The sequence below is a fragment of the Microbacterium sp. Yaish 1 genome (genome assembly GCF_002245215.1).
Classification (GTDB): Bacteria; Actinomycetota; Actinomycetes; order Actinomycetales; family Microbacteriaceae; genus Microbacterium.
Genome location: NZ_NPMR01000001.1, coordinates 1,776,840 through 1,790,116, shown reverse-complemented (window position 1 = coordinate 1,790,116; position 13,277 = coordinate 1,776,840). Strand labels below are relative to the sequence as shown.

At 72.2% G+C, this 13,277-nt stretch carries 12 protein-coding genes; 9 read left to right on the top strand and 3 right to left on the bottom strand.

The window, feature by feature from the left end; translation table 11 throughout:
- Window positions 1-84 precede the first annotated feature (84 nt).
- From CI089_RS08495 to CI089_RS08455, 9 genes are all read left to right on the top strand, one after another.
- Entirely contained in the window at window positions 85-1,128 is a 1,044-nt protein-coding gene (locus CI089_RS08495) for an ABC transporter substrate-binding protein (RefSeq protein WP_094261055.1), read from the top strand.
- The gene (locus CI089_RS08490; protein ID WP_441338598.1) at window positions 1,098-2,156 is read left to right on the top strand and encodes a FecCD family ABC transporter permease; all 1,059 of its coding nucleotides are present in this window, start codon (window positions 1,098-1,100) and stop codon (window positions 2,154-2,156) included. Before CI089_RS08495 ends, CI089_RS08490 begins: the two co-directional genes overlap by 31 nt.
- Window positions 2,153-2,917 carry an ABC transporter ATP-binding protein gene (locus CI089_RS08485; protein WP_094261054.1) on the top strand — a complete coding sequence of 255 codons (765 nt, stop codon included), beginning with the start codon at window positions 2,153-2,155 and terminating at the stop codon, window positions 2,915-2,917. Before CI089_RS08490 ends, CI089_RS08485 begins: the two co-directional genes overlap by 4 nt.
- Window positions 2,918-3,053: 136 nt before the next feature.
- Entirely contained in the window at window positions 3,054-3,950 is an 897-nt protein-coding gene (locus CI089_RS08480) for an ABC transporter ATP-binding protein (protein WP_094261053.1), read from the top strand.
- A complete protein-coding gene (locus CI089_RS08475) occupies window positions 3,947-5,035 on the top strand; it encodes an ABC transporter permease (protein WP_094261052.1) in 1,089 nt (362 codons plus the stop codon). The genes CI089_RS08480 and CI089_RS08475 overlap by 4 nt, the downstream gene beginning before the upstream one ends.
- Window positions 5,036-5,206: 171 nt before the next feature.
- A complete protein-coding gene (locus CI089_RS08470; protein WP_094261051.1) occupies window positions 5,207-5,788 on the top strand; it encodes a nitroreductase family protein in 582 nt (193 codons plus the stop codon).
- 101 nt (window positions 5,789-5,889) lie between these two features.
- Entirely contained in the window at window positions 5,890-7,107 is a 1,218-nt protein-coding gene (locus CI089_RS08465; protein WP_094261050.1) for a type III polyketide synthase, read from the top strand.
- A complete protein-coding gene (locus CI089_RS08460; RefSeq protein WP_094261049.1) occupies window positions 7,098-7,796 on the top strand; it encodes a methyltransferase domain-containing protein in 699 nt (232 codons plus the stop codon). The genes CI089_RS08465 and CI089_RS08460 overlap by 10 nt, the downstream gene beginning before the upstream one ends.
- Complete coding sequence (locus CI089_RS08455) at window positions 7,789-8,946, top strand: FAD-dependent oxidoreductase (RefSeq protein ID WP_094261048.1); 1,158 nt, start codon at window positions 7,789-7,791, stop codon at window positions 8,944-8,946. The genes CI089_RS08460 and CI089_RS08455 overlap by 8 nt, the downstream gene beginning before the upstream one ends.
- Before the next feature lie 8 nt (window positions 8,947-8,954).
- On the opposite strand, the gene CI089_RS08450 is transcribed toward CI089_RS08455, so the two are convergent.
- From CI089_RS08450 to CI089_RS08440, 3 genes are all read right to left on the bottom strand, one after another.
- Window positions 8,955-9,779: a UbiA family prenyltransferase gene (locus tag CI089_RS08450; RefSeq protein ID WP_094261047.1), complete on the bottom strand. Its 825-nt coding sequence runs from the start codon at window positions 9,777-9,779 to the stop codon at window positions 8,955-8,957.
- A gap of 123 nt (window positions 9,780-9,902) precedes the next feature.
- Complete coding sequence (locus tag CI089_RS08445; protein WP_143738953.1) at window positions 9,903-10,601, bottom strand: immunoglobulin domain-containing protein; 699 nt, start codon at window positions 10,599-10,601, stop codon at window positions 9,903-9,905.
- Window positions 10,602-11,003: 402 nt separating this feature from the next.
- Window positions 11,004-13,238: an ATP-dependent Clp protease ATP-binding subunit gene (locus CI089_RS08440; RefSeq protein ID WP_094261045.1), complete on the bottom strand. Its 2,235-nt coding sequence runs from the start codon at window positions 13,236-13,238 to the stop codon at window positions 11,004-11,006.
- Window positions 13,239-13,277 lie beyond the last annotated feature (39 nt).

Genomic DNA, 13,277 nt, shown 5'->3' with positions numbered 1-13,277 from the left:
TTGGCGGATGCCGGTTAGGCGAGGCTATCCTTCTGCCGTCCCCGTGTCCCGAACCGGCGGATCCCCCGAACGAAAGAGTCACCCGTGCGTCATCGCCTTCTCGCCAGCCTCGCCGTCATCCCGCTGGCCGCACTCGTCCTCGCAGGATGCGGCGCGTCGGAGGTCGTCCCCGCCGGCGCGGCCGCCCCGGCGGGGAACGGGGAGACCACCTACCCCCTGACGATCGAGAACTGCGGCCGCTCGATCACCGTCGAGGCCGCGCCGCAGCGCATCGTCTCGCTCGATCAGAACTCGACCGAGATCCTGCTCTCGCTCGGGCTCGAGGACCGGATCGTGGGCACGGCCTCGTGGACCGACCCGATCCTGCCCTCGCTCGCCGCAGCGAACGAGAAGGTGCCCCGTCTGGCCGACAACGCGCCCACCTACGAGGTCGTGCTCGGGGCCGACCCCGACTTCGTCACCGCCTCGTTCGGACGGCACTTCACGCAGGGCGGCGTCGCGACGCGCGACCGGTTCGACGAGACCGGGATCGGCAGCTACCTCTCGCCGACCGACTGCGACAACGGCGTCAGCATCAACGGTGGCGGCACCCGCACCACAGCGCTCACCGTCGACGCGCTCTACCAGGAGATCACCGAGCTGGGTCAGATCTTCGACGTGTCCGATCGGGCCGAGAAGCTCGTCGACGACCTGCGCTCGCGGGCTGCGGCGGCGACCGAAGGCATCGACGCCGCCGGAGCGACCGTGGCCTTCTGGTTCGCCGACACGAAGACCCCGTATGTCGCGGGCGGGCTCGGATCGGCGGCGCTGCTCGCCTCGACGACCGGGTTCACCAACGTCTACGCCGACCTCGACGACGACTGGCCCGCCACGACCTGGGAGGACCTCGTCGACCGCGACCCGCAGGTGCTCGTCCTCGGGGACCTGCAGCGCGACCGGTTCCCCGGCGACCGGCTCGACGACAAGGTCGCGTTCCTCGAATCGGATCCCCTGACCCGGACGATCGACGCGGTGCGCAATCAGCGCTACATCGCGCTGCACGGCGCCGAGCTGAACCCCTCGATCCGCTTCGTCGACGGACTCGAGAAGATCGAGAGCTGGATGGACGAGCACCGGGACGAGCTCTGAGCGCCCGCACCCGCGGCCCCCTCGCCACGGCCGCGCTGCTCGGCGGCGGCATCCTGCTGCTCGTCCTGTCCGTCGGCGTCGCGATCACGCTCGGCCCGGCCGACATCCTGCTCGTCAACGTCCGCGACATCGTCACCAATCACCTCGGCCTGACCGATATCCCCGTCAAGGCCGCGAAGGACGCGATCGTCTGGGAGGAGCGGCTGCCGCGCGCTCTCGTCGCCGCGACGTGCGGTGCGGGGCTCGGGCTCTGCGGCGTCATCATGCAGTCGCTTCTGCGCAATCCCCTCGCGGAGCCCTTCATCCTCGGCATCTCCTCCGGCGCCTCCACCGGCGCCGTCGCGATCGGCGTGCTCGGTCTCGGCGGCGCCGCCCTCGGCCTGTCCGGGGGCGCGTTCATCGGCGCGCTCGTCGCCTTCGCGGTGGTGCTCCTGCTCTCGCGCCTCGCCGGGGGCGGGAACGACCGCGTGGTCCTGGCCGGCGTCGCGAGCACGCAGCTGTTCTCGGCGCTCACCTCGCTCGTGATCTTCGCGTTCGCCGACGCCGACGAGACGCGCGGCGTGATGTTCTGGCTGCTCGGCTCACTCGAGGGCATCCGCTGGGACGACGTCGTGCTGTGCGCCGTCGTCGTCGCGCTGGGCTCTCTGCTGTGTCTGCGGTACGCCTCGGCGCTCGACGCGTTCGTCTTCGGCGACGAGGTCGCAGCCTCCCTCGGCATCCACATCGCCCGCACGCGCGGCATCCTGCTCGTCACGACGGCGCTGATCACCGCCACCCTCGTGAGCGTCGCCGGCGCGATCGGCTTCGTCGGCCTCGTGCTGCCGCACATGGCACGCCTGCTCGTCGGGTCGCGCCACGGCCGCCTCATCCCCACCACGATCGTCGCGGGAGCGGTCTTCATGGTGTGGGTGGATGCCGGCTCGCGCGTCGCCTTCTCGCCGACCCCCCTCCCCGTCGGCGTCGGCACCGCCCTGGTCGGGGTGCCCGTCTTCATCGCCCTGCTCGCCCGCCGGAGGAACCGCGCATGACCCTCGCCGCACGCGACCTGTCGTGGACGCGCTCGGGAACGCTCGTCGTCGACGGCGTGAGCGTGCGCCCGGAGCCCGGGCGGACGCTCGGCCTGCTCGGCCCCAACGGATCGGGCAAGTCGTCGCTGCTGCGCCTGCTGCACGGGCTCGTCAGGCCGGATGCCGGTCTCGTGACCCTCGACGACGAGGACCTCGCCTCTCTCGGCCGGCGACGCGTCGCGCGCGCCGTCGCCGCCGTGACGCAGCACGCCGACACCGAGGTCGATATCACCGTGCGCGAGGTCGTGCGCCTCGGCCGCATCCCGCACCGCGCCGCCTTCGGCGGCGACCCGGCGGCGGACGAGGCGGCGATCGACCGCGCCCTGGCGCACGTCGGTCTCACCGATCGGGCCGACCGGCTCTGGCACACCCTCTCGGGCGGCGAGCGCCAGCGCGCGCAGATCGCCCGCGCTCTCGCTCAGGAGCCGCGCGAGCTGCTGCTCGACGAGCCCACCAACCACCTCGACATCCGGCATCAGCTCGACCTGCTCGAGCTCGTCTGCGACCTGCCTGTCACGTGCATCGTCGCGATCCACGACCTGAACCTCGCGGCGATGTACTGCGATGCCGTGATGGTGCTGCGGTCGGGCCGGGTCGTCGCCGCCGGAGCCCCCGCCGATGTGCTGACCGCCGAGCTCATCGCCGACGTCTACGGGGTGGCCGCCGAGGTCACCGCCGACGCCCGGGACGGGCACCCCGTCATCACCTACCTGCGCCGCTGACGCGGTCCGCGCCCGCCCCCGCTCCCCCGTGCGGCTCCCCCGCCGGGCGGGGCGGATCGCGGCACGATCCGCCGTACGGGGGATCCGCCCGCCCCCGCCCGCTCCCTAGCGTGGAGTCATCGGCTAAGGAGGCGGAATGCTCGAACTGAGCGGCATCACCAAGAACTACGGCACGCACCGCGTGCTCGACGACGTGGGGTTCCGAGTGCCCGACGGGCGCCTGACCGGTTTCGTCGGCGGCAACGGGGCGGGCAAGACCACCACGATGCGCATCATGCTCGGCGTGCTCTCGCGCGACCGGGGCGAGGTCACCCTCGACGGGGCGCCGGTGACCGCCGCCGACCGCCGCCGCTTCGGGTACATGCCCGAGGAGCGCGGGCTGTATCCCAAGATGAAGGTGCTCGAGCAGATCGTCTACCTCGCCCGGCTGCACGGCTTCTCGAAGCCGGAGGCCACGTCGCGCGCCCGTACCCTGCTCGAGGAACTCGGTCTCGGGGAGCGGCTGAACGACAACATCGAGACGCTGTCGCTCGGCAACCAGCAGCGCGCGCAGATCGCCGCCGCTCTCGTGCACGACCCCGAGGTCCTGATCCTCGACGAGCCGTTCTCGGGGCTCGACCCCCTCGCCGTCGACGTCGTGGCCGGTGTCCTGCAGACGCGGGCGGCCCAGGGCGTCGGCGTGCTGTTCTCGTCGCACCAGCTCGACGTCGTCGAGCGCCTCTGCGACGACCTCGTCATCATCGCCGGCGGCACCATCCGCGCCGCCGGCACCCGCGACGGGCTCCGCCGCGAGCACCAGGGTCACCGCTACGAGCTCGTCTCCACCGGAGACGCCGGCTGGATCCGCACCGAGCCGGGCGTCGAGGTCGTCGAGTTCGACGGCGGCTACGCCCTGTTCGACGTCGACGCCGACGAGACCGCGCAGCGCGTGCTGCGCCGCGCCGTCGAGCACGGCGACGTCGCGAGCTTCACGCCGCGGCATCCGTCCCTCGCCCAGATCTTCACCGACGTCATCCAGGAGGTCGCCCCGTGAGCACCGCATCCCCCTCATTCGCCCAGAGCACGTGGCTCGTCGCCGAGCGCGAGATCGGCTCGAAGCTCCGCAGCAAGTCGTTCGTCATCTCGTTCGCGATCCTCTTCCTCGGCGCGCTCGCGCTCGTGATCTGGGGCGGTTTCTCGGCGGGCAACGACAGCGGCTCGCCCGTCGCGGTGACCCCGGACGCCGCCTCGTACGTCCAGAACGCTCCCGGCCTCGACGTGAAGGATGTCGCCGACCGCGCCGCCGCCGAGAGCGCGGTGCGCGACGGCGACGTCGACGCCGCGATCGTCGCCGACGCGTCGGCCCCGACCGGTTACGTCGTCATCGGCGACACGTCGGTGTCGAACAGCATCCTCCTGGCGCTCGCGCAGCTGCCGAAGGTCGAGCTGCTCGACCCCTCCGGCGACGCCGGCTTCCTCGGCTACATCGTCGCGATCGGCTTCGGCGCCATCTTCTTCCTCTCGGCGCAGACCTTCGGCGCGACGATCGCCCAGTCGGTCGTCGAGGAGAAGCAGACGCGCGTCGTCGAGCTGCTGATCTCGGCCGTGCCCGTCCGGGCTCTGCTCGCGGGCAAGGTGATCGGCAACACGGTGCTGGCTATGGGGCAGATCCTCATCCTCGCCGCCGTCGCGGTGATCGGTCTCACGGTCACTGATCAGACCGCGCTGCTGACGGGAATCGGCGCCCCCATCGCCTGGTTCGCGGTGTTCTTCCTGTTCGGCTTCGTGCTGCTGGCTGCGCTCTTCGCCGCGGCCGCCGCGATGGTCTCGCGTCAGGAGGACATCGGGGCGACCACGACCCCGCTCATCCTGCTCGTGATGGCGCCGTACTTCCTCGTCATCTTCGCCTGGAACAACCCCTTGATCCTCGGGATCATGTCGTACGTGCCCTTCTCGGCACCGGTCGGCATGCCGATGCGCCTGTTCCTCGGCGACGCGCTGTGGTGGGAGCCGCTGCTCTCGCTCGCGATCCTGCTGCTGACCTGCGTCGGTGCGATCCTCGTCGGGGCGAAGATCTACGAGAACTCGCTCCTGCGCATGGGCGCCCGCGTCAAGCTCAGCGAGGCCCTGCGCCGCTGAGCCGTACACCGCTGGGCAGCCCCGCCCTGCCGCCGCATCGCCGTCCTCCGGGCCCACCCCGGAGGACGGCGATGAGTTTCTCGTGACGGGGAATGTCGGCGAACGCGCGGTGGTTCGCACGTGACGGGACGATGGAGTCCGACGCTGTCCGCACGAACCCGGGAGAATCCCATGTCCCTCATCGAAGAGCGCGTCGCCGAGACCGACGCCCCCGTCCTCGACATCCTCGCCGCCCGCTGGAGCACGCGCCTGTACGACGAGGTCTCCCCCGTCGACGAGGACGCCCTCGCGAGCGCCTTGGAGGCGGCGCGCTGGGCCCCGTCGGCCTTCAACGCGCAGCCCTGGCGCTTCGTCGTCGCTCGTCGCGGCACCGAGACCCACGAGAAGGTCGTCTCGACGCTCGTCGAGTTCAACCAGGCCTGGGCCGGCCCCGCGGGCGCGCTCATCGTCTTCATCGCGCAGACCGAGAACAACGGCAAGCCCGTGCCCACCGCGCTCTACGACCTCGGCCAGGCCGCCGCGCACTTCACCGTGCAGGCGCACGCCGACGGCCTCTACACCCACCAGATGACCGGATTCGACGCCGCCGCCCTCGCGGCGAAGCTCGGCATCGAGGCCCCGTTCACCCCCGTCACCGTCATGGCCGTCGGCGACCTCGGCGACATCGACGCCGCCCCCGCCGCCGTCCGCGAGCGCGAGCTCTCGCCCCGCACCCGCCGGCCCGTGGTCGAATCGGTCGTCATCGACGACTGAGCCGCCCGCCGGCGTCGCACGGGGGCGCTCGCACCATAGACGAGGGCTGTGAGGTGCGACACCCCCGCGCCTCCGGGGCCGCCGGCCGGTTATCGTCAAGCATGACCGCCCGCATCCTGTCGATCGGCACCGCCGTGCCGCCGGCCGTGCTCCATCAGAACGCCGTGCGCGACCTCTTCGCCGCGCAGCCCGGCATAGGACGACTGTCGCAGCGACTGGTCCGCGCGGCGTTCGACGCCTCGGCCATCGAGACGCGGCACACCGTGCTGACCGATCTCGCCGACGCGCTCGAGCCCGGAACCGCGCGATCGGATGCCGCGGGCCCGGCCGCCGGCGACCCGGCATCCCTTCCCGTCATCTCCGACGACGGAGCGCTGCTCTCACCCTCGACGGGCACGCGCAACGACACCTATATCGCCCTCGCCCCCGAGCTGTCGGCGCGCGCGGCGCGCGAGGCCCTGTCGGCGGCATCCGTCGCGCCGGGAGAGATCACGCATGTGGTCACCGTGTCGTGCACCGGCATGTACGCGCCGGGGCCCGACTACCGGCTGGTGCGCGACCTCGGCCTTCCCACGACCGTCGAGCGCTACCACCTGGGATTCATCGGCTGCGCGGCCGCCGTCCCGGCGCTTCGGGCAGCGGCACGCATGTGCGCCGCCCAGCCCGACGCCGTCGTGCTCGTGGTCTGCGCCGAGCTGTGCACGCTGCACTTCCGCATCGCCGACGACCCCGATCAGATCCTCGCGGCGTCGCTGTTCGCCGACGGCGCGGCCGCGGCGGTCGTCAGCGCCGATCCCGCTCGCCGCGGTGAGCGGTGGCTCGACCTCGACCGGTTCGCGACCGCGGTGACCGACGACGGCGAGCGCGACATGACCTGGACGATCGGGGACGCCGGCTTCGACATGGTGCTGACGGCCGAGGTGCCGCGCATCATCGGTCGCGAGATCCGCGCCGCGGTGGCCGACGTCATCGGCGACGCCCGGGTCGACACGTGGGCCGTGCACCCCGGTGGCCGAGCCGTCCTCGACCGCGTCGAGTCGGGGTTGGAGCTGCCGCCCGAGGCGCTCGCCGCATCGCGGGCGGTCCTGCGCGACTACGGCAACATGTCGAGCGCGACGATCCTCTTCATCCTCCGCGCGCTGCTCTCGGGCGACGGCCTGCGCGACGGCGAGACGATCGCGACGCTGGCGTTCGGGCCGGGACTCACGATGGAGGCCGCACTCCTCACGGCGGGGGTCGCGGCCGGAGCCGGCACCGGGGCCGCCGAGACCGTGCCGACGGATGCCGTGCGGGCGGAACCCGTCGCGTCATGGACCTGAGGCACCGCGACGTCGACCTGCGCGAGCTGATGGACGACCCGGACTGCGATCCGGACGCCCTCGCGCAGACCCTGCGCCGTTTCGACATCGTCAACCGCGCGGTCAGCGGCTGGGGAACCGTATGGCGTCGCCATCTGCGTCCCGCCCTGGCGCGCCTGGATCGTCCCGCGCGCGTCCTCGACATCGGATCGGGCGGCGGCGACGTCACCGCCCGGCTGGCGCGGCTGGCGGAACGCGACGGCCTCGACGTCAGCTGGCTCGGCATCGACCCGGATCCGCGCGCCCTCGCCGTCGCGCGCGAGCGCAGTCGGCCCGATCTCGAGTTCCGCAGCACCGACTCGACCGCGCTGCGCGCGAGCGGCGAGCGCTTCGACGCCGTCATCTCGAATCACGTGCTGCACCACCTCGGCGCGTCCGAGCTCGACGCGTTCATCGCCGACTCGCTCGCCCTGTCTCGGGGCGTCGTCCTGCACGCCGACATCGAGCGCGGGCACGCAGCGTACGCGCTCTACGCCGCCGGGATCCTGCCGCTCCAGCAGGGGACGTTCCTGCGCACCGACGGCCTGCGGTCGATCCGGCGCAGCTACCGTGCTCGGGAGCTCCGGACGACGCTGGCCGGTCGTGGCGAGTGGCACGTCGTGCGACCGGCACCGTTCCGCGTGCTCGCCGTGGGAGCGGGGCGTGCCTGACGTCATCGTCGTCGGCGCCGGCCCCGTCGGGATGCTGCTCGCCGCCGAGCTCACGCGGCGGGGCGTCGACGTCGCCGTGCTCGAGCGGCGCGAGCGCACCGGCGACGGCTCGCGCGCGATCGGGCTCCATGCCCCCGTCCTCGCCGCGCTCGAGGAGGGCGGCGCGACCGACCGGATCCTTGCAGACGCGGTGCGCGTGTCGCGCGGCGAGGCCCGCAGTGACGGCACGCTGCTCGGTGTCGTCCGCTTCGACCGCCTGTCGGTGCGGCATCCGTATGTCGCCACACTCCCGCAGGCCCTCACCGAGCGCGCTCTCGCGTTCGGCGCACCGTCGCCGCTGCGCGGAGTCGCGGTCACCCGCGTGACACCCGGGCCCGCCGACGTGCGGCTCGAGACCTCGGGCGCCCGCGGGCCCGGGCAGCTGTCGGCGCCGCTCGCCGTCATCGCCGGTGGCGTCGGCGCGCGCGACCTCGTGTTCCGGCCGAACGCCGTGCGACGCACGGGCTATCCGGATCGGTACCTGATGAGCGACGCGCACGTGCCCGGAAGACCCGACGCCGACGTCGCCGTCGTGCACCTCGCGGCGTCCGGCGTGCTCGAGTCCTTCCCGCTGCCCGACGCCCGCCGTCGCTTCGTGGCGTGGGACGCGCCGCCCGGGCCGCATGACACCGCGTTCGACGAGCCCGAGGCGCGTCTGCAGCGCCTGCGCGCAGCGATGCGCGATCGCGGCGAATCGGATGCCGCCGACGCTCTCACCGGCGCCACCGGCTTCCGCGTGCGGCGCGTGCTCGCGCCTGCTCTGCGCCGCGGCCGGGTCACGGTCATCGGCGACACCGCGCACGAGATCAGCCCGATCGGCGGACAGGGGATGAACCTCGGCCTGCTCGACGCCGCGACCCTCGCGCCGCTGCTCGCCGATTGGATCCGCACCGGGATCGAACCCGTCGCCGGCCTCGCGGAGTGGGAGCGCGACCGCCTGCGCTCGGCCCGGACCGCGGGCCGCCTGGCGGCGGTGAACATGCGGCTCGGCCGCCCCGTCGGCGCCGCCACGCACGCGGTGCGCACCCGGATGCTCGGGCGCGTGCTCGCCGCCACCGGCTCGCTCGTCCCGAACGCCTATGCGATGGGTCTCGACGCCGCCGCCCGCTGATGCGCGGGTCAGCGCAGCGAGCCGGCGGCGACGACCAATTGGGCGGCGAGCACGAGAGCCGCGGCCATGACGAGGCGGAACCCGGTGCGGTCAGGACCCCGCAGCCGCATCCGCACGACGACGGCGACCGCGAGCGCGAGCACGGCGCCGAAGAACGGCCAGGCGAGCACGCTCTGACTGCCTCCTCCGACGAGGACCGCGATCGCGGCGACGACGATCCCAGCCACCGCGACGAGCACCGAGGCGGGCGCTCCGAGACGATGCGGCAGCCCGCGCACGCCGGTGTCGCGGTCGTCCTCGAGATCGGGGAGGACGTTCGTCAGGTGCACCGCGGCGCCGAGGGCCGCCCCCGCCACGGCGGCGAACGGGGCAGCGAGCGCGGGGTCGGGCGACGAGAGGGTCGCGAGCGAGGGGAAGAGCCCGAAGCTCACGAGGAACGGAACGACCGACACCGGCGTCGACTTCAGCCCCAGGTTGTACGACCAGGCCGACACGATCGTCACGGCATGGGCGAGCAGCATCCCCCATCCGAGTACCGCTGAGAGAACGAGCGCGATGACGACGGACGCTCCGGCCGCGATCCACGCCGCACGATTCGAGACCTCACCGCGGACGAGCGGCTTGTCGGTGCGCCCGACGGCGCGGTCGCGCTCGCGGTCGATCGCGTCGTTCGAGATGCCGATCGAGAGCTGACCGAACAGCACGGATGCCACGAGCACCACCAGCCGCCAGGGCTCCAGCCCCGCCGCGAGGCCGAGCGCGAGGGCGAGGGCCGTCACCACGACGGAGGGCCCGGGATGTGAGGCGCCCCACAGGGCCCGGACCGTGCGCATTCCCCCACACTCTCACGTCGCCGCGTGCCGCGAACAGGCTGAGCACCTCGCAGACCCCGGAATCCGGCGTCGCGGCTGCGCTCAGCCTGTTCGCGGCACGGGTCAGGGGCTCAGACCACGGACTCAGAGGGTGTCGACGAGCCGGACGATCGGGCGCACCGAGAGGTTCAGGTAGCGCACCTCCCGCACGCTCAGGCGAGCGGATTCCGTGACGGCGGTGCCCGCGTTGTTGGTGAAGATCGCCCGGTAGAGAGTGCCATCCATCGCCAGTCGCGCGTCGTCGATGGAGAACTCCGCGCCGGTCGCGCCGGCGATGTCGACCCACGACGTCCCGGCATCCGTGGACGTCTGCCACTGCACGGTCGGAGCAGGATGCCCCGACGCAGCGGCGCTCAGCACGGCTCCCTGCCCCTCGACGACGCTCACGTCCTGCGGATGCTGCGTGATCTCGGGAGCCCCGAGCACCTCCACCGCGATCGAAATCACCATGTTGGGCACACCGACACTATTGATAACCCGTCCCTGGCCGCCCGCGAGAACCGACCCGGTAGCCGCGTCGGGATCGACCTGCAGCGTCACCCACGCGCTCGCACCCGCTGCACCCCAGCCGTTGATGGCCCGAGAACTCACCGCCGAACGACCGTCCTCGGCGACTACGAGGCTGAGGTTGCCGACATTCGTCCGCCCACCCGTGATCCGGGTGCCCTCCCGGGCCGTGATCTCCAGCGAGCCCGCGTGCATCTCGTTGATGTTGTAGATCCGCACCTCGACCTCACCACCGGCAACCGCCTGACCGACCACATCCGGCCACACCGCCGCCACCGTCACTGCAGCCGAAATGAGTGCCCCCGTGCCCACCCTGAGGGCACCGGCCCGTCGCGTAGGTGCCCTCAGGGTGCGGTCGTGGTGCGGTCGTGGCCCGCGATTCGCCGGGCGGGCGGTGCCGCCAACAGGCTCTGGACCGCCTCCGCGCCCGCGGCTGCCTCACGGGCGCCGTCGAGCCTGTCGACGGCACGCGATCTCGGGACGCCGGCGGCTCGGCGCGCCTCTGCCCGCGGCCCCGGCCCGGCACGGCACGGCTCCGCGCGCCCCGGTCCGGGCCGTGCCTCGAACAGGCTGAGCAGCCCTCAGGGACCCCGCCGTGCCGGTCTCTCGCCGTTCAGCCTGTCAACGGCACGTCCAGCAGCCCGAAGGCCGCACGCGACGCCGCGGACGAGCAATCGATCAGTCGTCGAGGAGCTCGGCCTCGATCACGTCGTCGTCTCCTCCGGCACCGGCGGCACCGGCACCGGCGGGCTCCGCCGCGGGACCGGCACTCGTGAGGACGAGCGCCGACCCGTCGGCGGCCACGTCGACCCGCACGATGTCGCCGTCGCGCACCCCGCCCGACAGGATGGCCATCGCGAGGCGGTCCTGGATCTCGGACTGGATGAGACGGCGCAGCGGCCGGGCCCCGAACACGGGGTCGTAGCCGCGCTCGGCGAGCCAGGCACGCGCGTCGGGCGTGACGGCGAGCGAGAGGCGCCGGTCCTTCAGGCGCCGCTGGAGCGCGTCGACCGAGAGCTCGACGATCTGCGCGAGGTCGTCCTGGCTGAGAGCCTCGAACATGACGGTGTCGTCGAGGCGGTTGAGGAACTCCGGCCGGAACGCCTGGCGCAGCAGGATCTGCACCTGCTCGCGCTTCTGCTCGAGGCTCAGCGTCGGGTCGATGAGGATCGGCGATCCGAGGTTCGACGTCAGGATCAGGATGACGTTGCGGAAGTCGACCGTCCGGCCCTGGCCGTCGGTGAGGCGGCCGTCGTCCATGACCTGCAGCAGCACGTCGAAGACCTCGGGGTGCGCCTTCTCGACCTCGTCGAGCAGCACGACCGAGTACGGACGGCGCCGAACGGCCTCGGTGAGCTGGCCGCCCTGCTCGTAGCCGATGTACCCGGGAGGGGCACCGACAAGCCGCGACACGGAGTGCTTCTCGCCGTACTCCGACATGTCGATGCGCACCATGGCGTGCTCGTCGTCGAACAGGAACTCGGCGAGCGCCTTCGCCAGCTCGGTCTTGCCGACACCCGTGGGCCCCAGGAACAGGAACGAGCCGGTGGGGCGGTTGGGGTCGCTGATGCCCGCGCGCGAGCGGCGCACGGCGTCGGCGACGGCCTTGACCGCGGTCTTCTGCCCGATGAGGCGCTTGCCGAGCTCGGACTCGAGCCGCACGAGCTTCTCGGTCTCGCCCTGCAGCAGACGCCCGACGGGGATGCCGGTCCACGCGGCGATCACGGCGGCGATGTCCTCGTCGGTGACCTGCTCGTTGACCATCCGCTCGGGACCGTCGACGGCGGTCTCGGCGCGCTCCGCCTCGATGACCTCGCGCTCGAGCGCGGGGATCTCGGCGTACAGCAGGCGCGACGCCTTCTCGAGGTTGCCCTCGCGCTGGGCGCGCTCGGCCTCGACACGCGCCGCGTCGAGACGCGTCTTGAGGTCACCGACCCGGTTGAGCGACGCCCGCTCGCGCTCCCATCGCGCCTGCAGGTCGTCGAGCTTCTGCTGCTCGTCCTTCAGGGTCGCGCGCAGGGCTTCGAGACGCTCGCGCGAAGCGGCATCCTTCTCTTTCTTGAGCGCGAGCTCCTCGAGCTTCAGCCGGTCGACGTGGCGGCGCAGCTCGTCGATCTCGAGCGGCGCGGAGTCGATCTCCATGCGCAGGCGCGACGCGGCCTCGTCGATCAGGTCGATCGCCTTGTCCGGCAGCTGCCGGGCCGGGATGTAGCGATTCGAGAGGGATGCCGCGGCCACGAGCGCACCGTCCGAGATCGCGACCTTGTGGTGGGCTTCGTAGCGCTCCTTGAGGCCGCGGAGGATCGCGATGGTGTCCTCGACGCTCGGCTCACCGACGTAGACCTGCTGAAAGCGGCGTTCGAGAGCGGCATCCTTCTCGATGAACTCGCGGTACTCGTCGAGGGTGGTCGCGCCGATGAGGCGGAGCTCGCCACGGGCGAGCATGGGCTTGAGCATGTTGGATGCCGCGACCGAGCCCTCGCCGCCGCCCGCGCCCATGAGCACGTGCAGCTCGTCGATGAAGGTGATGATGCGGCCGTCCGACTCGGTGATCTCCTTGAGCACGCTCTTCAGCCGCTCCTCGAACTGGCCGCGGTACATGGCGCCGGCCACGAGCGCGGAGATGTCGAGCGAGACGAGCTCCTTGTTCTTGAGGCTCTCGGCGACGTCGCCCGCGACGATGCGCTGAGCGAGGCCTTCGACGACGGCGGTCTTGCCGACGCCGGGCTCGCCGATGAGGACGGGGTTGTTCTTCGTGCGTCGCGTGAGCACCTGGCTGACGCGGCGGATCTCGCTGTCACGCCCGATCACGGGGTCGAGCTTGCCCTGCCGGGCCCGGTCGGTGAGGTTGATGCCGAACTGCTCGAGGGCGCTCTGCGCCTCCTCCTGTCCGGGCTGCTGTGTGGCGTTCATATCTCTCCTGAAATCTCTCGGCTCAAACTTGAGCCTGTG

Coding starts and splice junctions, on each gene's coding strand:
- CI089_RS08450 (WP_094261047.1), bottom strand. CDS start 9,779: ATGCGCACGGTCCGGGCCCTGTGGGGCGCCTCACATCCCGGGCCCTCC.
- CI089_RS08440 (WP_094261045.1), bottom strand. CDS start 13,238: ATGAACGCCACACAGCAGCCCGGACAGGAGGAGGCGCAGAGCGCCCTC.
- CI089_RS08480 (WP_094261053.1), top strand. CDS start 3,054: ATGCTCGAACTGAGCGGCATCACCAAGAACTACGGCACGCACCGCGTG.
- CI089_RS08465 (WP_094261050.1), top strand. CDS start 5,890: ATGACCGCCCGCATCCTGTCGATCGGCACCGCCGTGCCGCCGGCCGTG.
- CI089_RS08485 (WP_094261054.1), top strand. CDS start 2,153: ATGACCCTCGCCGCACGCGACCTGTCGTGGACGCGCTCGGGAACGCTC.
- CI089_RS08470 (WP_094261051.1), top strand. CDS start 5,207: ATGTCCCTCATCGAAGAGCGCGTCGCCGAGACCGACGCCCCCGTCCTC.
- CI089_RS08460 (WP_094261049.1), top strand. CDS start 7,098: ATGGACCTGAGGCACCGCGACGTCGACCTGCGCGAGCTGATGGACGAC.